Genomic DNA, 21721 nt, shown 5'->3' on the forward strand with positions numbered 1-21721 from the left:
GTACAAACATGTCTAAAAATAATAAAAAACATATCTGGGACACCCAAATCAGCAACCCGAAAATTACAAAATATTAAATATCAATTACTTATAATCAAATGGGACTGACGACTGTCGAAGTCAGGAAAGAGGTAAAATACATGAAGGAGGCAGTATAAAAGAATAACACAAAGCATACCACCCAAAAAGCTGGAAACCATAGCAAGCTTTTTTCACTTAACCAATTCTTTACTACAATAGAATAAAAAAACCAAAGGCAGCACAAAATGATGGACAGGGATGAAATAATCACAGTATAGGTTTGAAAAGTTTCCCAAAAACCCTGTAAGAAGAAGGAGTTGAATACAAACCAAATAGAAAATAAAACAATACCCAAAATGAAAATCTTTTGATAATGCCGCTTCCGGAATAAGGCCAAGAAGTAAAACCAAATCACAATGGTTTCCAAGTACAAAAAGCCCAAGTTAAAAATCCAGGAATTATTTATTCCCCTACTTCCATAATACCTTCCTACAGCCTCAGTTATCATGCCCAAAAAAATCACAGAAAACAAAATCCTGTGTGCCTTTTTATTTTCTTGGTCAATAAAAAAAGGGATTATCCCAATTCCGAAAGACAATAGAATGACGTAATTGTAAAATGTCCAAGGTAATTCCCAGTTCAAAGTATTTTATCTTTTTGCCTTGGATAATAATACATGAAAAATACCTGGTAATCAAAAAGTTTTTTTTTGGCTGGGTCAAAGGTTTTATTAACCTTAAATAGGGCTATTTAATAAAAGCTACACTTTTCCTGTATAGCCAGGGCAACATAAAGGCCAAACCGAACACCAGGTACATCAAGCCTGCAACCAACTGGTTGATGGTAAATAATAAATGTAAATGATCCAAGACAAAAACTGGATGGAACTGATAGGTCCCAAACAACAAAATGGCTTCAATATAAAACAGCAATATGGCCCAAGAAATCCAAAAATGGGGCAATTGAATCAAATCACTGTCTGCATAAGTTTTCATTTGAATCAGCTGGATCATAAACCTAAACACTAAAAAAACAATCAATAAGGCAAAAGGTAAAAAGGTGAAATATTGAAAAACAGAGTCAATGGGCTGAAAAAACAAAGAATTGACTAAGCCCCAGCATACTATGCCCAAACTAATCCAACCGATTCTTCTTCTGAATGCACGATTGACTTCAAGAAGGCATAGATAAAAAATTAATGAGAGTGATTCCGCATATACCCATCCAAAATTATATAGCAGGGAATTATTGATACCTTTTGAGGCAGTATATGCCCCGGCTAACTCCATTACTAAAGCGAGAAATAAGATAACGATAATACAATTTTGGGCGGTGGTTTCTATTCCTTTACTTTTAGGAAAAGGGAATAAAGAAAAAAGCAAACCGATTGCAATAATTAAAAGATAAATACTCCCGAACATGAACCTTAATTAACCAATACAAAGGTAGGAAGCAATAAAAAACCAAAAAATACCCTGTAGAGGGGATTTTTCAAGAAATACTACAAAAAAAAGGGCCACTTATTCAAAAAGTGGCCCTTTTTTCTTCAATTTATGATATCATCAGGCTGTTTTTTTACCTGAAATTTCCTTTTGATTTTCAGAGGCGATTTCTTTTTTCATGAGGTCAACCACTACAGGAGTAGCGATATAAATAGAAGAGTAGGTTCCAACCACAATACCAATCAGTAATGCAAATGAGAATCCTCTCAATACTTCACCACCGAAGATTAAGAGAACCAAGACTACGATTAAAGTAGTAAAGGAAGTAATCAATGTTCTGGCCATGGTTTGGTTAATGGCATCGTTAAACATTTTTACCAGTTTGGAAGTCCCTCTATTTTCTATATTTTCCCTGATACGGTCGAATACAATCACTGTATCATTGATAGAGTAACCGACTACTGTAAGGACAGCTGCAATGAATACCTGGTCTATTTCAAAAGTTGCCCCGAGTGCAGATGCAATGGCAAAGGCTGCAATGACGAAGAAAACGTCATGGACCAATGCTATGATGGAACCCAAAGAGAACTGCCATTTACGGAATCTTAACAAGATATATAAGAATATAGCAACCAAAGCGAAGAACATTGCTTCCGCTGATGATTTTTTGATATCATCTGCAACAGTTGCCCCAACTTTTGAAGAACCGGTAATTGCAAATTGTCCATCTTTTAAATTGGCAGCATCTGATGTGAAGGTCCAACCAGTAATTGTAGCTATTCCTTCTTTTACTTTTTGTTCTACCTCAGCATTAGAAGCATCATCATCTTCATTGATCAGATAGGAGGTGGTTACTTTCATGATGTTGTTGGCACCATAAGTCTTGACCTCCACAGAACCCTCAAATTCACCATCTAATCCTACTTTTAAGTCAGTTGCTGTTACAGGTTCTGCAAATTCCACGATGTAAGATCTGCCACCGGTAAAGTCTACGCCAAATTTCAATCCATTGATAGCAGCAATAGCAAGACCGATTACTATGATGGATGAGGAAATAAGGTATGCAATTTTTCTCTTTCCTAGGAAGTCAATGTTGAGATTGCTCAATACGTTTCCTGCAAATGGTGTGGAGAATGAAATTTTACTCTTATCTCCTTTTTTGGACATCCAGTGGACGATCACTCTTGTAATAAATACGGCAGAGAAAAAAGAAGAAGCGATACCGATCATCAATACAATGGCAAAACCTTTGACCGGACCTTGGCCTAATGCATAAAGAATGGCGCCGGTTAGGAATGTGGTGACGTTTGAGTCAAGAATTGCTGAAAATGCTTTATTATAACCCTCATTGATAGCTGCTATTATTCCAGCACCATTTTTCAACTCCTCTTTGATCCTTTCGAATATCAGGACATTGGCGTCAATGGACATACCAATTGTAAGTACGATACCTGCAATACCTGGTAAGGTCAAAGCAGCTCCTAATTGGGCAAGAATTCCCAAGATAAAGAAGATGTTAAATACCAAGGCTGCGATGGCCACAAAACCACCTTTAGAATAGTATGCCACCATAAATAACACCACTAAAACCAAACCTGCAACCATAGAAATAATTCCCTGCTGCTGTGCTTCCTTACCCAATGTAGGCCCGATAATTGCCTCTTCAACAATTTTGGTTGGAGCTGGCAAAGACCCTGATTTTAGAATATTGGCTAGGTCTTTTGCTTCTTCTAAAGTGAAGTTTCCTGTGATTTCAGACTGACCAGATGGAATTTCACTCTGTACCACTGGAGCAGTGTATACATAATCATCTAATACAACTGCAATTCTTCTTCCTATACTTTCGGAGGTGATTTTTCTCCATCTTCTGGCGCCATCAGCATTCATCTGCATGCTCACAGCTGGTCTTGATGTCTGATCCAGGGTCTGTCTTGCATCGGTAATAACATCACCTTCCAATGGAGCTTGATCACTTGTTCTGCTGTATTTGATTCCGAACAACTCCAAAAGCTCCATGTTGTCCATAATCTGTGGTTTAACTGCCCATAGGAATTTGACGTTTCTGGGGAGAAGGGATTTTACATCTTCCCTTGCCAAAATCCTGTTAATGGCAACGGTATCTCTGATTTCATAAACCAAACCTTGGTTTGATTTCAATAAAGAAAATAGGGGAGATACTTGGCTGGAAAGATCCAAGGAATCGGTTCCCTCTGCCAATTGCTTTTCCAATTCGGAAGCCAGATCTTCTTCCTTTACTTCCTCTTCGGTAGAGGCAACAGTTTTAGAAGCCTGGGCTTCAGCTACCAAAAGATTGTTTACAGTCTCTAATTCAGCTAAATATTCGTTAACTTCTGCAACTTCCCAAAACTGTAGTTTTGCAACTCCCTGCAATAGATTTCTTACCCTTTCCGCATTGCTGACACCTGGTAATTCAATTTGAATTCTACCCGAACCCTGGATTCTTTGAATGTTTGGCTGTGAAGTTCCGAAACGGTCCACCCTTGTTCTCAGAATATTGAATGAACGTTCAATTGCATTTTCAACTTCAGTATCCAGAATTGCTAAAATATCAGAATCTGAGGATTCCAATGAGATTCTTCCCCTGTTTGCGGCGGTAGCAAAAACCTCACTTAGCTTTCTACCAGGCGCATTTTGCTGCCAAGCTGAAAAGAATAGATTCACAAATTTTTCATTGCTGGTCTTGTTCGCTTCTGTTGCCTGATCTAAAGAAGTGTTGAATGCCACATCTTTACTGTTTCCGGAAAGGCCTTTTACAATTTCTACTGGAGAAACTTCTAAAGTGACGTGCATACCACCTTGAAGGTCAAGTCCAAGCCCTAATTCAGTTTCTTTGATTTCCTTATAGGTGAATTTTGCCCCTAAGAAATTGTAAACCGGTTCTCTGTAAATAGAATCCAGATAAGATTGTTGTTTTCCAAAATCCACATTTCCTGCCTCATCAGTGGCATATTCTATGGCCTTATTTTGGATGTTGTTTGATACAAAAGTGAATGACAGATAATACAGGCACAATGCTGTAATTATCACAGTCAAAAACACTACGACACCTTGGTTACGCATGATATTTAAAGTTTGATTGATTTTTAATTAATGGATAAATGCTAATGATTAGCTTGCGGAAAAAGAAAAAAATCAGGGAGCATTGGTCGAAATGATCTGCTCAAAAAGGATTTCCCAATAAGGTAAATTTAAAGGTAAAGATACATCTGGTCCAATTTCATTTGGTTTTTCAAATTTGATACTTTCAAAAATTAAATGGAATACCTGTTGTCCAAGTACTACAACAAAAGGAACCACAGCATCTACCGCAATATTTAAATAAGTCTGGTTTTCAGTTTGATCTGATGCATCTTGGTTCAGTTCCTTTTTGGGATTTTTTGAATCAGAGATCTCTTGAGGAAGGTACTCAATACCTGAAATAAGCATACAAAAAAACAGGACCAATAATAAAGAGGCGCGTTGTTTCCAGATTTCGATATGGTTACCCTTTTTTCTCACGGGGAGCAAATATAGGAAGTTTTATAAATACAAACACTTTATGATTAAAAAATATATGTTTCCATTAAGGTTAATCAAAGATTTAATAATCAATTAGTTACCCGGTTTTGATCTTTAGATAGGTTCTTATCACTTCTAAAGCTCTGTCAAAATTTCTATTGTTTGGTATGATCAAATCTGCATCGTGTTTAAATGGTTCTATATATTTTTCATAAGTGGGCATTACGTGCATTTCATACCGGTAAAGTACATCGTCCAGGTCATATCCACGTTCTACCTTATCCCTGACAATCCTTCTTTTTAGCTTGATATATTCTTTGGCATCAATGAAGATCTTTAAATCCAAGAGATTGGCCAATTCAGGATAATACAGTACAAATATACCTTCCACAACTACTACAGGGGAAGGTGAAAATTCCAGAATTTTTGGTTTCTTATTGGGGTTGTTGAATGTATATTCTTGACGATAGACGGTTTCTCCTTCACCTATTTTTCTAATATCTTCTGCATATTGTTCGAAATCTATGGAATTAGGGGTGTCAAAATTGTGGACGCCTTTGTCATCTATTGGTTGTAGGTGCCTGGGTTTATAGTAATTGTCCTGTGAAATCAAACAGACTTGACCGGGTTCAAATGAGTGCAGCAATTTGTCCAGGAAGAGTGTTTTTCCTGAAGCACTGCCTCCTGTAATCCCAACGAATAACGGTTTTTTCATGGGTGACAAAAATAAAAAATTATTTTAGAAACCTTGCCAAAGCCCTGACAGCCTTTCCCCGGTGGCTGACTTTATTTTTTTCCTCCAAGCTGAGTTCTGCAAATGTTCTGTCAAAACCTAAAGGTTTAAAAACCGGATCATAACCAAAACCTCCCGAACCTGTTTTTTCTTTTAAAATCTCTCCTTCAGCCACTCCTTCAAATGCATATTCCTTGCCGTTTAAAATCAATGCGATGACCGTTTTGAATCTGGCCTTACGGTTATCCACATTTTGAAGATTTTTTAATAGAAGTCCAATATTCCTTTCATCACTTCTCGGTTCACCGGCATATCTGCCTGAATAAACTCCAGGAGCACCGTTTAATGCATCAACTTCCAGGCCGGTGTCATCCGCAAAACAGTCAACTCCATAATTGTCATGTACAAACCTTGCCTTTTCAAAGGCATTGTGGATTAGGGTATCTCCGGTTTCGGGTAGTTCCTCAAAACATCCGATTTCCTGCAGGGATACGATAGTAAAATTTTGACCAAGTGCTGCCTTTACTTCTTCAATTTTTTTTAAGTTATTGGTGGCGAAGCAGATTTTCATGTGGATAAGTCATTTAATTTTTATGACGTAAAGAAACAAAAATTACCATATTGATCAGGAGGCTTTTTGTGGATTACTACAAATTTTATTAAAGGCGCTCCTTTTGATTATTATTTGTAATTTAGCCCTCCTTCGGAAAAAGTATTTCCATTAAGTTTAAATCCAATTAACTACTGAATCATATGTCTTCAAAAGGAGATAAGAAACTCTTTCTGCTGGATGCAATGGCTTTGATATACAGGGCCCATTTTGCGTTCAGTAAAAACCCGCGTATCAACTCGAAAGGTCTAAATACAGGCATCATGCTCGGCTTTACCAATACCTTGCTTGAGGTTTTGGAAAAAGAAAAACCTACCCATATCGCGGTTGCCTTTGATACAAAAGCCCCGACATTTCGGCATACCCAATTTGAGGCATATAAAGCAAACAGACAGGAACAACCTGAAGATATTGAATTCGGGACTCCTTGGGTTAAGCAAATTGTTCAGGCTTTCAATATTCCTGTGCTGGAAATGGACGGATTTGAGGCAGATGATATCATTGGCACAATTGCAAAAAAAGCAGAAAGAACCAGTTTTGAGGTGTACATGATGACGCCTGACAAAGATTATGGTCAGATTGTGGAAGATCATATATTTCTTTATAAACCCGCTTTTATGGGAAATGGTGTGGATATCATGGGGCCAAAAGAGGTTTGTGAAAAATGGGATATTGAACATGTGGACCAGGTAAGGGATATTCTTGGACTGATGGGGGATGCTGTGGATAATATTCCAGGAATTCCTGGAATAGGGGAAAAAACAGCTGTTAAATTACTTAAAGAGTTTGGAACTGTTGAGGAATTGATCAAGAATACAGACAAACTTAAAGGTAAGCAGAAAGAAAATGTGGAAAACTTTGCCCAACAAGGTTTGCTTTCCAAAGAGTTGGCTACCATAAAAACAGATGTTCCAGTTGAATTTGATGAAGTGGCATTGAGGTACGATGGGCCTGATGAGGAAAAATTAAAGGCAATTTTTGCTGAATTGGAATTTCGGACACTCACCCAAAGGGTGTTTGGGGAAAAGATGAAAAAGCCACAGGCAAAGGTTTCTGAGCAATTGGGATTGTTTGCAGGAATTGACCAGGAAAAGGAAGAAATTGCAATAGAAGAAAGTCCCGTGCCCGAACCTGTCATGCACGACAGTATATTAACCACTGCCCATGATTACCAGAAAGTGGATGGAGAAGAAGCCATCAGGGAATTGATTTCATTTTTGGAATTGCAGCGTGAATTTTGTTTTGACACTGAAACCACCTCGTTGAATCCTAACGAGGCGGAATTGGTCGGTCTGTCTTTTTCATATGTACCTGGAGAAGCTTTTTATATTCCTTTTCCTAGTGATCAAATGAAAGCGAAAGAAAAACTGGAATTATTCCGAAAAGTTTTTGGAAATGAATCCATTTCAAAAATTGGACAGAATGTAAAGTATGACATTCTGGTGTTGAAAAATTATGGATTAGAAGTAAAAGGTAAGCTTTATGATACCATGCTTGCCCATTATCTGATTGAACCTGAAGGAAAACATTCCATGGATTGGTTGGCACAGCAATACCTGAACTATAAACCGGTGTCCATCGAGTCCCTTATTGGGAAAAAGGGGAAAAACCAAGGTAACATGAGAGATGTGGATGTAGATGAGGTTGTAGCTTATGCTGCTGAGGATGCTGATATTACCTTGAAACTCAAGCAAAAATTTGATCCTTTGATCAAGAACAATGGCTTGGAAAAATTGCTGAATGAGGTGGAAAACCCCCTTATTGAGGTTCTTGCAGAAATGGAATTTGAAGGGGTAAAGATTGATACAAATAGTTTATCAGAGTTATCCACAATTTTGGATGAGGAAAGCAAGGAAATCGAAAAGCAGGTTTATGAGTTGGCAGGGGTCAAATTTAACCTTGCATCGCCCAAGCAGTTAGGGGATGTTTTGTTTTTAAAACTTAAATTGGATCCCAAAGCAAAAAAAACCAAAACAGGTCAGTATGCTACTGGAGAGGAAGTTTTGAGCAGACTTGCAGGGGAGCATGAAATAGCACAGGCAATTTTGGATTACCGACAGATGGTCAAACTGAAGTCAACTTATGTGGATGCTTTGCCTACAATGATCAACCCCAAAACTGGAAGGGTCCATACAACCTACAACCAATTTGTAGCCGCAACAGGCCGTCTTTCCTCTATCAACCCTAATCTTCAGAATATTCCCATAAGAACTGATCGGGGCCGGGAGATCAGAAAAGCTTTCGTTCCCAGGGATAAGGATTATGTGCTTTTGGCAGCAGATTATTCACAGATTGAACTGAGGATAATGGCGGCTTTTTCACAGGATGCATCCATGATAGAGGCCTTTAAGAATGGAAGGGATATCCATGCTACTACAGCAGCCAAGATTTTCCAGGTTCCCTTGGAGGGAGTAACTTCAGATATGAGACGGAAGGCAAAAACAGCCAATTTTGGGATCATATACGGGATTTCAGCATTTGGTCTTGCCCAAAGATTGAATATTTCACGGACTGAAGCTAAAGAAATAATTGATGCTTATTTCAAAGAGTTTCCTGCTGTGAAGGCATATATGGATGACTGTATCGAGAAAGCAAGGAAAAATGAATATGTAGAAACAATACTTGGTAGGAGAAGGTATTTAAGAGATATCAATAGTAGGAATATGACAATGAGGGGTTTTGCTGAACGAAATGCCATCAATGCTCCTATACAGGGCTCTGCAGCTGATTTGATAAAAGTAGCCATGATCAATGTACATCATTGGATGAAAAAGGAAAATCTTCGATCAAGGATGATTCTTCAGGTTCATGATGAACTTGTTTTTGATGCTCATAAAGAAGAGGTAGAACTTTTGAAGAAGGAAATCCCCAAGCTCATGGCAAATGCGGTGAAAATAGAAGTTCCTTTGGTTGTAGAGACAGGTGTAGGGGAAAATTGGTTGGAAGCTCATTAATTTTGGTAATAAGTATTGGATGATGGCGAAAATAAAAAGTTCATTTTTCTGTCAAAATTGTGGGGCTGAAAGTGCAAAATGGATAGGTAAATGCCCTTCTTGTGGGGAGTGGAATACTTATGTAGAGGAGCTTATCCACAAAGAAGAAAGTGGTCGTGGAGGCTGGAAAGAGGGTTTATCAAAAGTTAAGAGAGTTGTTTCGCCAAAAAAACTAAAAGAAATCGATTTTGAGCAGCAACCCAGAATCATCACAAATGATGTAGAACTGGACCGTGTTTTGGGAGGAGGAATAGTGCAGGGTTCGTTGGTATTGATCGGGGGAGAACCGGGGATAGGAAAGTCTACCTTGATGCTTCAGATAGCCCTTACTTTATCTGCATTGAAGGTGCTTTACGTTTCAGGTGAAGAAAGCGAATCCCAGATCAAAATGAGAGCAGAAAGAATGGATGTTCATTCTGATAATTGTTATGTACTTTCTGAGACAAATACCCAAAATATTTTTGAGCAGATCAATCTTCTGAGCCCAGAGATCTTAGTCATCGATTCCATTCAAACCTTACATAGCAAATACGTCGAGTCTGCAGCAGGTTCAGTCTCCCAGGTTAGGGAATGTACAGCTGAACTTATGCGTTTTGCTAAGGAAACAGGTACACCTGTATTTTTGATAGGTCATATTACAAAAGACGGGTCTATTGCAGGGCCAAAGGTGCTGGAACATATGGTTGACACGGTATTGCAGTTTGAAGGGGACAGACATTTGTCCTATAGGATCCTGCGTACTTCCAAAAATAGGTTTGGGTCTACCAATGAACTTGGAATTTATGAAATGAGATCTGAAGGGCTAAGACAAGTTTCCAATCCCTCAGAAATTTTGTTGACCCAAAGAGAGGAAATTCTGAATGGGGTAGCTATCGGGGCTATGATGGAAGGAAACAGGCCTTTGTTGATTGAAATCCAATCCTTGGTCAGTCCCGCAACTTATGGAACACCGCAAAGAAGCAGCACAGGTTTTGATGCCAAAAGATTGAACATGTTATTGGCAGTTTTGGAAAAAAGGGGAGGCATGAGGTTGGGTCAACAAGACGTCTTTCTGAACGTTGCCGGTGGTCTTAGGGTAGATGATCCTGCTTTGGATCTGGCGGTTTGCGCTTCCTTGATTTCATCATATGAGGACAATCCCGTTCCAAATGATCTGTGTTTTGCAGGGGAAGTGGGATTGGGTGGAGAAATCAGAGCTGTTCACCGAGTGGAAAACCGTATTGCTGAGGCTGAAAAATTAGGGTTTAAAAGGATTATGGTGTCAAAATACGCTGTAAAAGGTTTGGATTTAGATAAGTATAAGATAAAAATTCTCCCTGTAACAAAACTTGATGAAATGTACCAGGTTTTATTTTCAATCTGATATGAAGAGTTTTCAAAAATCAATCCTGTTGAAATCTTACCCAAGGGGATTTCATTTAATTACTGAATCGATTTTAAGGGAGTTACCTGAATTGAAGGAAATTGAGATTGGAACCTTACATATTTTTATTCAGCATACATCTGCTGCCCTTACCATAAATGAAAACGCAGACCCTACGGTAAGGAAAGATTTTGAAACTTTTATTAATGATTTAATTCCTGATGCATATTCCAAGTTTATACATAATTATGAAGGGCCTGATGATATGCCTGCCCATATCAAAAGCAGTTTTTTCGGAAGTAGTGTACAACTACCCATTTCTCGGGGCAAATTAATGCTTGGTACCTGGCAAGGTGTTTATTTATGTGAATTCAGAAATTATGGCGGACCGAGAAATTTAGTACTTACGGTTTTAGGCGTATAGTTTACCTCAGTGGCATTATAATAATTGAAACCATTAAACGAGATTTTTACCATTGATATAATTCCAAGGCAAACAGCCATTGCTAAGTGGCTAATTTAGGGAATATTTCATTTCCTGAATGAAGCCCTTATTTTCGATCATCTTACTTCTATTTTATTGGTCTGTATCTGCACAACAGGAAGATATTGCCTTTAAATATCCTGCATTGATAGCCGACAAAATAAACATTCCCATCACCTTAGATGGTGTGTTGGATGAATCTGTCTGGGAGGAAGGAAATTGGGCAACAGATTTTCATCAATTTTTCCCATCAGATACTTCCCGTGCCAATGTACAATCAAAAGTCAGGATTGTTTATGATGATAAGTTTATCTACATAGCAGCAGTTATGTATAATCTCGGGCCAAGGGATAAATACATCAGTACCTCTTTAAGAAGAGATTATAGGGGTGAACAGAATGATGGGATCAGCTTCGTTTTTGATACCTTCAATGACAATACCAATGCCTTTCAATTTGGTGTCAATCCTTATGGAGTACAGCGTGAATCATTGATTGCCAACGGAGGTATGCTTCAGACAGATCTTAATCTTGCTTGGGACAATAAGTGGTATTCCTCGGCAAAAATATATGAAGACCATTGGATAGTTGAAGCTGCTATTCCATTTTCCACCTTGAGGTATAATGACGGTGCCTCCAATTGGAATGTCAATTTTTATAGAATAGACAGTAAATACAATGAGCGTAGTACTTGGACGCCTATTCCCCGAAATTTTTCTGTAATTGCTTTGGCTTTTTCCAGAAAGCTGATTTTTACTGAGCCTCTTAGGAAAGAAGGAGCAAATCTTTCCTTAATTCCTTATGCTGCTATTGCCACAGATAAAAACTTCATCGAAGGGACTTCCAATCCGGTTAAACCCTCATTTGGAGGAGATGCCAAAATAAGTGTTGGGCCAGCATTAAATTTGGATGTGACCATTAACCCTGATTTTTCCCAGGTAGAAGTGGATGAACAAGTGACCAACCTGGACCGTTTTGAAATTTTCTTTCCGGAGAGGAGGCAGTTTTTTTTAGAAAATGCAGATCTCTTTGCGGATTTTGGAACTTTAAATGTAAGGCCATTTTTTTCAAGAAGAATTGGAGTAGATAGGGATGAAACCACTGGTCAAAATGTTCAAAATCAAATTCTTTTTGGGGGTAGATTAAGTGGGAAGTTAAATGAAGATTGGAGAATAGGCCTGATGAACATGCAAACAGCCACAGATGATTCAAGAGGTATTACAGGGAAGAACTTTACCGTGGCTGCCGTGCAAAAAAAAGTGTTTACACGATCCAATGTAGGGCTTATTTTTATTGACCGGGAAACATTAAATTCGGAAGGTAACCTACCTTTATTTAATCCCACTGAGTATAATAGATTGATAGGTTTGGATTATAATTTGGCTTCTAAAGACAACAGATGGACCGGTAAATTCTTCTATCACCAAACCTTTGAATATGAAGATCCCGAAAATTCAATGGCAGTACACGGCCAATTGAATTATAACGATATCCATATAACGGCCAGTCTTGCGTATACGAATATTGGAGAGAATTTCAATCCGGAAGTTGGTTTTACTCCTCGAAGAGATTATCAAAGAATAGCCGGGAAATACGAATATCTTTTCTTTCCAAGTTCAAGGTTTATTAACCGACATGGACCAGGGGTTGAAACGGAAGTTTTGTGGAATGAAACTTTGGGAATTACAGATGAATTGCATTCTGCTTATTATACTGCCCAGTTTCAATCCCTTTCCCGATTGACTATTAATTTAAACAACAGGTACACCTATCTTTTTGCACCTTTTGACCCTACGAGAACTGGTGGTATTCCACTTGAAAGCGGTACAGATTACAGAAATACTTTCATTGGATTCAGATATTTGGGCAATGCAAGAAAGACACTATATCTTACCCTTAGGGGCGATTTTGGTGAGTATTTTACAGGAAACATTAAATCAATTGGTGGGACTATGAATTATAGAATGGGATATCTTGCGAATATTTCCATGAATTTCAGCTATAACAATATCAATTTGCCTGAACCCCAAAATTCAGCCAATCTGTTTCTTATCGGACCAAGGGTTGATTTAACTTTTACAAAAAGTTTATTCTGGACCACATTTATTCAATATAATAATCAAATTGATAACCTGAATATCAATACCAGACTTCAATGGCGTTATGCTCCTGTTTCAGACTTTTTTGTTGTTTATACAGACAACTATTTTCCTTCTACTTTTATGCCAAAGCAAAGGGCTTTAATCATGAAACTCAATTATTGGTTTAATATTTAGTTCAATCCAGCTGGTTCTGAGAGAATTCAATAAAAAAATAAATCACAGGGCCAAAAAGCATCAAAGGAAAGGCTACCATAAACCAATTTGGAATCCCTGTTCCAAAACCGGAACCACTGTGAAAAGAGAAATACTCAATTAACAGGAATATTAAAATCAGCATGAATTTAAGCCACCTCCAAAGCTTCTGATTGATCTGAGACAATTTTTCTGCTTTTTTAGGGTCATCACTGATAGGATAATCGGTATATTTCTTTTTGGTGTTATATGCAGTGATGCCGACATAAAGTATGGTGGCAATAATGGGAATGGTGTAAGTCATTTTGCTAGCCCAATATTCGCTTGGATTCTTAAAAAAATCATAACCTTCAGGCATCAATTCAGCACCTACTTGCTGGAAATGATAAGTCATTACCCATAAAATAATCAATGCAGAAAAGCCTAGGATTTCAATAATCCTATCCCAAAACGGCATTTGGAAAAATAAAAAAGGAAATTTCGGAACTTTCATAGGGTTATCTCTTCTTAGAACAAAGATTTGCAAAAATAAGGTTTCGAAAACAAAACTTTCAATACAATAAAGATTCTTGTAATTATTTTATCAATTCAACCTTATTTGATTTTTCATTAAGAAAAATCTCTATCCAATCATCTTCCCCAAATTCTACGATGTTTCCATTGATAGAAGCCTGAGTAAAACCCTTCTTTGGTATTTTAAAATGTATTTTCCAATCATCTCTAATCTGGTTGATCTGGGCAGTAAATCCAGCTTCTGAATTTGCATATGAAAGATCTATTATATTATCTCCAACATGCACATTTTCTAATTTAGAATTTTGCCAAGATTTAGGTAGCATAGGTTGAATGTGGATAACTTTGCTATAAGCCTCCGGCTGAATTCCAAAAAATTGGGTGATGATAGGAACAGCATAGGCATAAAGATTCCATGCTTGGGTCATCATACCATAATCTGGTGAAACCTCATAAATTGAGCCCGGTAAAGCAAAGCTAAACGAGCGGGTCATTCTTTTAAGATATTCCAATGCTTCGTCCGGTCTTCCATAATTGTTTTCTGCAATAGCTTGTACACCTGTTGGTAAAGTCATTACTGCTCCTGTATAAGAGAAAACCTTGCTTCCGGAAAAGGATCCATCATCATTTTCAGAAGATTGATCCCTGTCAATGCCTGTTACAAAAACACCAAATGGATTTACAAATCTATTTGCTTTGTCCAAGGCTTTGATGGCTTTTTCAGGGTCAGCAATTTTCATTTCCATTGGAGTATTCACCACCCAATTATGGAAAATAACAAAGCCTTGTTTTTGGTTTTCAGGGTATGTGGATAACTTTTTTTTAGTTGTTTTTAATTCCTCAACTGCCCAGGGTTTATTTAGGGTGTCTGCCCTAATTATGGCAGCATCAATTAAATGTAGGGCTTCGGAAGTTGTTCCAATAAAATCTGCAAAAGAGTTGAATTCTTCCACCCAAAAGTCATTATTTATTTTTTCTTTTAGCCATTCTGCCTTTTGTTGATAACTTTCAGAAAGTTCTTGATCTCCCATTACCAAAGCCATTTTTCCAGCATCTTCAAAAGCTTTTTGGGTATAAGCTGCCACATCAATCATTTCTGATTCAAGACCATGGATTTCCATCATGCCGTAACCATCGGGGAATAAATTGTTATCCTTATCATTTTCTTCCATTAGCCATTTTAGTCCTTCCATGATGGTAGGATAATACTTTGATAAAAATTCTTTATCCCCAGTCCATTGGTAAACCCACCATATCAGAGAAGCAAATTGGGGTGTTTCGTTAATATTTCCAGGATTGAAAATTATCCCATTTGTACTGACTTCATGGATGATTCTTCCATTTTTATTGGCTTTGGAAAGATTGTGAATAAGTTCAATTGTTTGATAAACCAAGTCCTTTCTCCCAGTTGCAATTGCCCCCTTGAGGGTATATTCATTATCTACACCAAACCACCAAGGGTAATCAGGCATGCCCGCCCCAAGGCCTCTACCTATTTCGGGAACTTCTCTGACCAACCATTCTGTATTGTATTTTACCCATTCAAAAGCAGTTTGTAATTCTTTGTCATCAATGGATAATCTTGCCATTGAGGCAATTTGCTCATAATGTTTTCTTTTTTCCTGCAGGAAATTTTCTGCTTGATTAACCAGTAAATCGAAGTTTTTTTCAACTTCATTTTGATTCAAATAGGAGCCGGCAATAAAAATGCGAATAGATGTAGATCCATTTTCCGGAAGGGTAAGTTCATAGGTAAGCCTACCTGTTTTTCCATTTCCTTGAGGGGTATAATTGCAAATAATGGAGGTATCTTCAGATTTTTGGGCTTTTTGATCTGATCCGAACAAAACATACCAATCATTTCCATCGTCCTCCCCTCTCCAGGCATTTCTTGAATCATCATAAAATAATTGGTCAATATGATCTATCATTCCTGCTTCCTCTCCTAGCCAAACAGGCATCAATTCTGTATGGCCTGTAAATTCAAACTCAAATGATTTTTTGGATTTATCCGTATTAGTAAATAAAAATTCAATGACCATTCCTTCTTGTCCTTCTGGGACAAATTGGAATCTTTGAATATGGATTCCAGGAACTGAATTCTTGAACTCCTGCAAATTGGCGAAAGGGAGATTGATGAATTCATCTGCTTTATCCAGACAGAATGCACCTTCTTTCGTCATTAAAGCTGCTGTAAAGCCATCCATTAATTTGATAGGGTGATTCCATATACCTCCCATTTCACCAGGTACATGCCATCCCAAGTCAGGGAAACTGCCATCTTGATGGCCTACCATATAAACCCTATCTCCCGCTGTGACAAATGGGCTTGATAGGTAATCTGGTTTTCCTGAAAGACCCTTTACATCTTGAATAAAAGATGTGAAATCTGAATCAACACTTTCTTTTCTACAAGCGCTTACCAAAAGGATAAAAAATAGATTTAAGAAATATATTTTTCTCATAATACTTGGTTTGGAATCTTGATATTATTAAAGATAGATTCCTTTTTCAATAAAGCCCAGAGATCAATGGCTTAAAAATCAAAATAGATTCAAGTTAAGTTTATGAGCTTAAAAAAAACTGACTCACCGGTTGGTGGCAAGTCAGTTTCTATTTTTATCAATTTATTTTATCAATCGGTCTCAATTGGTTTAATCAGAACTTCTATAGGTAAAGTTTCTAATTGTGAGCCATCTTCAAAATCCACCACCATCCTAATTAAGTGGGTTGCTTCAAGCTGGGGATTTTGGTTAAATACAAAATAAAATGTGGTAAAGTTGGATTCATTAAAATAACTGTTGAGAAAATCTTCAGTACTAATAAAATTTCCGGGATTGAAGGTAAATGCACAGATTGAGGATAAATCCTGTCCTGCGGGTAAAGTGGAGCTGAAGCTTTGATTGCTGAATATTTTAATACTTTTTGCTTTATTTTCAATTCTAAATTTAGGAAAACAATCAGAATCCAAATCTGGGATGCTTTTGTAAGATTTATCCATATCTATTCTAACCAATAGCCTAGTCACTGGTAACCCAGCTGAATTATCCCAGGGAGAGTTTCCATTTGAACTTAAATCCCATGTTCTAGGTGTAAGTTCCACAGATGTTACGTCATATAAGGTGTCAGAACAATTAGGACTGCTACAAGAAATAAAAGAAGCCGTAAGTATTAGGATAATAATAATAAATTTAAAAGAACTGGGTTGAACAGCCATAATTTTGGATTTTTGATAATAATAATTCTTATTTTGATACTTTACCAATTTCTTTCCACGTAATTAATTTAATTTGGTTGGTTTCAATTAGATCTTTTGCATTTTGACTGGTGAAAAAATTGTAATCATCCTGCCTCCACTTGGCATGCCAATGGGTAAACCCGGTAGTAATGGCACGCATTTCTGCATCATCAAAGGCGATGTGGTTCAATAATACAGTTATTCCCGGTTTAAGATCATTCAATAGTTCTGTATAGAAAGCTTCCATTCCCAATTCATCATAAAGTTGGGGAGAGGCAATGGCTACCCTGTCAATCAAAATCAAATTATCCACATCTATACCTTTGAATATCTGAGGATTTGGATTTATGACCCCATCAATTATTTCTCCATTTAACATTGCAGGAATCCCATATTCCTGGGCGAGTTTAATATAGGATGCCAAGTATTCCGGTCTTCCGTAAAAAACACAGCCCATGTGGGAGTCAAGGTGTGAAGGTTTAATTCCGATCTTCAAGGCTGCTTCAATTTGAGCCCTCATTTCTTTTTCCACTTCTTCAGGGCTTGCATTCTGAGCAACCGAAGCACAGTCTTTATACATAAAGCCGTCAGGGCCAACCAATCCTGGAACTTCTGATTTGGAGGCAATTGGTGCATATTTGTAGGTATGCCACTCATTTGTTAGAGTAATATGTATCCCAATATCCAAATCCGGCATATCCTTGATCAATTTGCCCACTTCAGTAGACCAAGCGCATGGCATCATAATACTGGTGGAATTGACAATCCCATTTTTAAGGGCACTTATAGTTGCAATGTTCTCTGAATGTGCCATTCCGATATCGTCTGCATGGACTATGAGCAGCTTATCGGTTTTACTGTATCCCAGTTTTTCTGCCAAGCTTTTTTCTTGTGCAAATGTGCTTGTACAAATTATCAGAAGGATCAATGTGGATAACTTTCTCATCTTATTTTTAGGTAATATTTTTTGGTTTTTCTAAAGTATAAACGATTAGCTATTATATGAATTATTGTATTTATTTCATTGAATAAGAATAATATTAAAAGTTAATTCTAAGCTAATTTTCTCTAAGACCTTTGATGACAACATTTCCTGTACCGTCAGGATCACAAGGATATTGCATTGCTGTTTGGGCGTATTTCGGATTATTGATGGTTTTGTAAAATTCATCCAGGAATTTTATGGTAGATTTAATGTAGCTTTCTTCCAAAAATGAATTTTTTGTATAAATAGCATAAATATCTTCTTTTTTATCATTAAAAAATGCAAAAACTTCGTCAAATGAAGCCATGTTCGGTATACAATACCCCCTGTACCTTCTTTCTTTGGTGTCGCGAAGCAACAATTCTTCTGCAGGCTTTGCGTATGGTGCAGAAACTATTCCGGCATGGTCAAAATCATAGGGAACTCCTATCATTAGGCCATTTGACTCATTTTTTAGAAGCTTAATATTTTGTCTGTACTGCACTGACCAATCTGTATTTCCTATTAAAAACTGAAACAGGGTCATTTTTAAAAATTCTGCTGGATAGAGATCGTTTGGTCTGATTAGGTCCTGTCCTAAGGCAACCATGTTATTGCGTTCAGCCATTTGTTCTTCTTCCTCCAAAACAAAAGCATAAAAAATTTCTTCTTTTTTGGATTTAGGGTCTGAATCCTCAAGATTTACTTTCAGAAGCCTTACCCGGAAACTATAATCCGTAAGCAGGTTATATATTTTATAGGTAAAATATTCATTTAAAACATACTTGTCACCCTTGCATGGCATTACCAGTTTCAATTTGTCCTGTCCTTCAAAAAGGGTATTTTTTACACCTTCTTTGTTAAAATTCAGTAGAATTGGTGGGTATTTACAAATTCCTGTTTTTCTTCTGAATTTTCCTCTTGTTCTACCTTTTAAGGGGATATTAATCCTTTGATTTTCAGAGTCTTGGTAAATAAGATTGAGTTCAAAATATTTGGCTTCTCCGGACCGGTTTTTAAAAAGTCCATCTAAGTCCCCCGAAAGTGTAATCTCTAAGACATCATCATTTTCAAAAAGTTGCGAATCTTGTGCAAGGGCAAGATTTGGTAATAGTATAACTACTATCAAGAAGCAAATTTTTTTTATTTCTGCAATGACTTCCATTAATTAAAGATACGCAGTTCCTTAAACAAAGAAATAAAAGTCACTGCATTTCTTTATTTTCCTATTTTTCCATCAAGGATTTCTGTGGATAACTTTTTTGAAAAAATGTAAAGGGAAAACATTCATGGATTTAAGTACCTAGATGATTGGTAAATGGGTGTAGGCCAAATGGATCACCATCCCCAAGCTGGACCTGGGCTTTCCACCTCTTTGGTTAGGTCAAATTTAACTGAAAAAAAACGATCTGAGCCAATTCTCCTAAGGTTGTAAGTAAATGAAGTTTCGTCCAGCGTTATCCACCAAACATTATTAGAAGCATATGGAATCAGATCAGCTGTTTCCTGGTCCGAAGGGAAAACTTGAATTCCGGCCATCCCTGTATTTGAAGCTATACCTCCGTATTGGGTTATTTTATCTTCAGAACCGTCTTCATGCCTATGGTCATGTTTAAGTTTAATTAGTTCATTTTCCATGGTCAAAACCCAAGTTCTGGATTTGTCATCCCCAACAAAAAATGGAATGTGGATAAAATCTTCCCCACAATCCACTACATGCATAACCAATTTTTTTCCTGAGAAAGGGTCATTTTCAGATGGAGTTAAATTTTCTCCCTCATAGGCCTTTCCACAATGTTTTTTCAAATTTTCCCAAAATTGTTGATTTCCAGGTTTTTCTTGAGCAGAAATCTGCAAACTGGCAAGTAAAAAAACAAATAGTAGGAATTTTTTCATGTAATTAAGAATTGGAGATTAAATAAAAGAAGGCCGAATAAACCACAAATAAAGGTTTTTATCAAACACTTTTATTTAACAGGCTGTTTGATTTATAATGAAATTCAAGAGAGTTGTAGTTTGGTTTAGGAATGATTTAAGGGTGCATGACCATGCACCCCTATTTTCTGCTACTGAAAAATCTGAAGAAGTTATTCCTGTATATTGTATAGATCCACGTCAATTTGGGAAATTACCCTTTGGATTGAACAAGACTGGGAATTACAGGGCCAAATTTTTAAAAGAGGCTGTGGATAACCTTAGTGCTACACTCCAAAAACTTGGTGGGAACTTGGTTATTCTTCAAGGAAAGCCTGAGGAAGCTTTGGTTGAATTTGCGTTGAATAATCAGGTAGAAGCTATTTTTTACGCTGAAGAGGTGACTGAGGAAGAAACTAGGGTAGAAAAATTGCTAGAGAGAAATCTTTGGAAGCATGGAATCCAGACTGAATCTTTTTGGCATAGTACACTTTTCCACATTCAGGACTTACCTTTTCCAATCAGTCAATTACCGGAAGTTTTTACCCAATTTCGGAAAGAATGTGAAAAATTCTCCAAAATACAAAAGACCTTACCTATTCCAAATTTTATCAATTTCCCTGATTTAAACTGTAATATTGGAAATTTCCCTGAGTTATCCACATTAGGATTGAAGGATCCTGACCTGTCTGCGAAGTCAGTATTGGAATTTAAGGGTGGTGAAGAAGAGGGCATCAAGCGACTTCAAGTTTATTTTTGGGAAAGGGATAAATTAAAAGTTTACAAAGAAACCCGTAACGGGCTTCTCGGTGAAGACTACAGTAGCAAGTTTTCCCCTTGGCTTGCATTAGGATGTCTAAGTCCAAGGTTTATATATGGGGAAATCCTTCGCTATGAAAAAGAACGGAAGAAGAACCAATCAACCTATTGGCTTATTTTTGAGTTGATTTGGAGGGATTATTTTAGATTTATTTGTAAAAAGCACGGCAATAAAGTCTTTAAATTGGGAGGAATAAAAAACATTGTGGATAAGTGGAGCAGAAATGAAACATTTTTCTGGAAATGGGCAAATGGGGAGACAGGAATTCCTTTTGTGGATGCCAATATGAGGGAACTCAATGAAACGGGCTTTATGTCCAACCGTGGTAGACAGAATGTAGCCTCATTTTTGGTCAATGATCTCAATATTGATTGGCGCTGGGGCGCCATTTATTTTGAAAGCATGTTGATAGATTATGATGTCTGCAGCAATTGGGGGAATTGGTTGTACGTGGCCGGAGTGGGTAATGACCCTAGAGAAAACCGCTATTTCAACATTTTGAGACAAGCACAGAATTATGATAAAAAAGGGGAATATGTCCGCCATTGGATTCATGAAATTGCAAATATCCCTGGTTTTGATATCCATCAGCCATTTGAAATATCCACATCAAAATTAAAAGAATACGAAGTTACACTGGGTATAACTTATCCACATCCAATGGTTAAATACAAAGCTTGGATTTGATATTTTATTAGGATCATTTTTTGATTTACAATGGATAGCTTGGTTGAGCTTATTTTTTCCTAGTTGTCCTAGGTTATGGAAAATACCTAAATCATACACAATTTTGAAAAGGTCAAGGCCAGCATGA

At 37.2% G+C, this 21721-nt stretch carries 16 protein-coding genes; 5 read left to right on the plus strand and 11 right to left on the minus strand.

The features are described 5' to 3' along the window. Positions 1–767: 767 nt before the first annotated feature. The 5 genes from ACFSKV_RS02555 to ACFSKV_RS02575 form a co-directional block, all read right to left on the minus strand. On the minus strand, positions 768–1442 hold the full coding sequence (locus ACFSKV_RS02555; protein ID WP_380800132.1) for a hypothetical protein: 675 nt from the start codon (positions 1440–1442) through the stop codon (positions 768–770). Positions 1443–1583: 141 nt separating this feature from the next. After that, complete coding sequence (gene secDF, locus ACFSKV_RS02560) at positions 1584–4544, minus strand: protein translocase subunit SecDF (RefSeq protein ID WP_380800133.1); 2961 nt, start codon at positions 4542–4544, stop codon at positions 1584–1586. A gap of 72 nt (positions 4545–4616) precedes the next feature. Further along, the gene (locus ACFSKV_RS02565; RefSeq protein ID WP_380800135.1) at positions 4617–4982 is read right to left on the minus strand and encodes a hypothetical protein; all 366 of its coding nucleotides are present in this window, start codon (positions 4980–4982) and stop codon (positions 4617–4619) included. Positions 4983–5079: 97 nt separating this feature from the next. Next, on the minus strand, positions 5080–5697 hold the full coding sequence (locus tag ACFSKV_RS02570) for a uridine kinase family protein (protein ID WP_380800136.1): 618 nt from the start codon (positions 5695–5697) through the stop codon (positions 5080–5082). Positions 5698–5716: 19 nt separating this feature from the next. Next, the gene (locus tag ACFSKV_RS02575) at positions 5717–6286 is read right to left on the minus strand and encodes a non-canonical purine NTP diphosphatase (protein WP_380800137.1); all 570 of its coding nucleotides are present in this window, start codon (positions 6284–6286) and stop codon (positions 5717–5719) included. A 182-nt stretch (positions 6287–6468) separates the two neighbouring features. Between ACFSKV_RS02575 and polA the strand changes: the two genes are divergently transcribed. From polA to ACFSKV_RS02595, 4 genes are all read left to right on the plus strand, one after another. Continuing rightward, positions 6469–9279 (plus strand): DNA polymerase I, encoded by a 2811-nt coding sequence (gene polA / locus ACFSKV_RS02580; RefSeq protein WP_380800139.1) that lies wholly within the window; start codon positions 6469–6471, stop codon positions 9277–9279. A gap of 22 nt (positions 9280–9301) precedes the next feature. Then, positions 9302–10681, plus strand: coding sequence for a DNA repair protein RadA (gene radA / locus ACFSKV_RS02585; protein ID WP_380800285.1), 1380 nt, complete (start codon positions 9302–9304; stop codon positions 10679–10681). Between the two features lies 1 nt (position 10682). Further along, a complete protein-coding gene (locus tag ACFSKV_RS02590; protein WP_380800141.1) occupies positions 10683–11105 on the plus strand; it encodes a secondary thiamine-phosphate synthase enzyme YjbQ in 423 nt (140 codons plus the stop codon). Positions 11106–11223: 118 nt separating this feature from the next. Continuing rightward, the gene (locus ACFSKV_RS02595; protein ID WP_380800142.1) at positions 11224–13440 is read left to right on the plus strand and encodes a DUF5916 domain-containing protein; all 2217 of its coding nucleotides are present in this window, start codon (positions 11224–11226) and stop codon (positions 13438–13440) included. A gap of 1 nt (position 13441) precedes the next feature. Here the strand turns inward: ACFSKV_RS02595 and ACFSKV_RS02600 are convergent, their stop codons facing one another. The 6 genes from ACFSKV_RS02600 to ACFSKV_RS02625 all read right to left on the minus strand — a co-directional run bounded on the left by ACFSKV_RS02600 (position 13442) and on the right by ACFSKV_RS02625 (position 20069). Continuing rightward, positions 13442–13951 (minus strand): hypothetical protein, encoded by a 510-nt coding sequence (locus ACFSKV_RS02600; protein ID WP_380800143.1) that lies wholly within the window; start codon positions 13949–13951, stop codon positions 13442–13444. 82 nt (positions 13952–14033) lie between these two features. Then, on the minus strand, positions 14034–16436 hold the full coding sequence (locus ACFSKV_RS02605; protein WP_380800145.1) for an alpha-L-rhamnosidase-related protein: 2403 nt from the start codon (positions 16434–16436) through the stop codon (positions 14034–14036). A gap of 170 nt (positions 16437–16606) precedes the next feature. Next, positions 16607–17188, minus strand: coding sequence for a hypothetical protein (locus ACFSKV_RS02610; RefSeq protein WP_380800146.1), 582 nt, complete (start codon positions 17186–17188; stop codon positions 16607–16609). A gap of 28 nt (positions 17189–17216) precedes the next feature. Further along, on the minus strand, positions 17217–18155 hold the full coding sequence (locus ACFSKV_RS02615; RefSeq protein ID WP_380800147.1) for a polysaccharide deacetylase family protein: 939 nt from the start codon (positions 18153–18155) through the stop codon (positions 17217–17219). A 112-nt stretch (positions 18156–18267) separates the two neighbouring features. Continuing rightward, positions 18268–19302 (minus strand): hypothetical protein, encoded by a 1035-nt coding sequence (locus ACFSKV_RS02620; RefSeq protein WP_380800148.1) that lies wholly within the window; start codon positions 19300–19302, stop codon positions 18268–18270. 209 nt (positions 19303–19511) lie between these two features. After that, positions 19512–20069, minus strand: coding sequence for a hypothetical protein (locus ACFSKV_RS02625; protein WP_380800149.1), 558 nt, complete (start codon positions 20067–20069; stop codon positions 19512–19514). 97 nt (positions 20070–20166) lie between these two features. Here ACFSKV_RS02625 and ACFSKV_RS02630 point away from each other — a divergent pair, with 97 nt between their 5' ends. Beyond that, positions 20167–21594, plus strand: coding sequence for a DASH family cryptochrome (locus tag ACFSKV_RS02630; RefSeq protein WP_380800151.1), 1428 nt, complete (start codon positions 20167–20169; stop codon positions 21592–21594). The last annotated feature ends 127 nt before the right edge of the window (positions 21595–21721 follow it).

This window comes from Shivajiella indica (genome assembly GCF_042683085.1).
GTDB classification, from domain to species: domain Bacteria; phylum Bacteroidota; class Bacteroidia; order Cytophagales; family Cyclobacteriaceae; genus Shivajiella; species Shivajiella indica.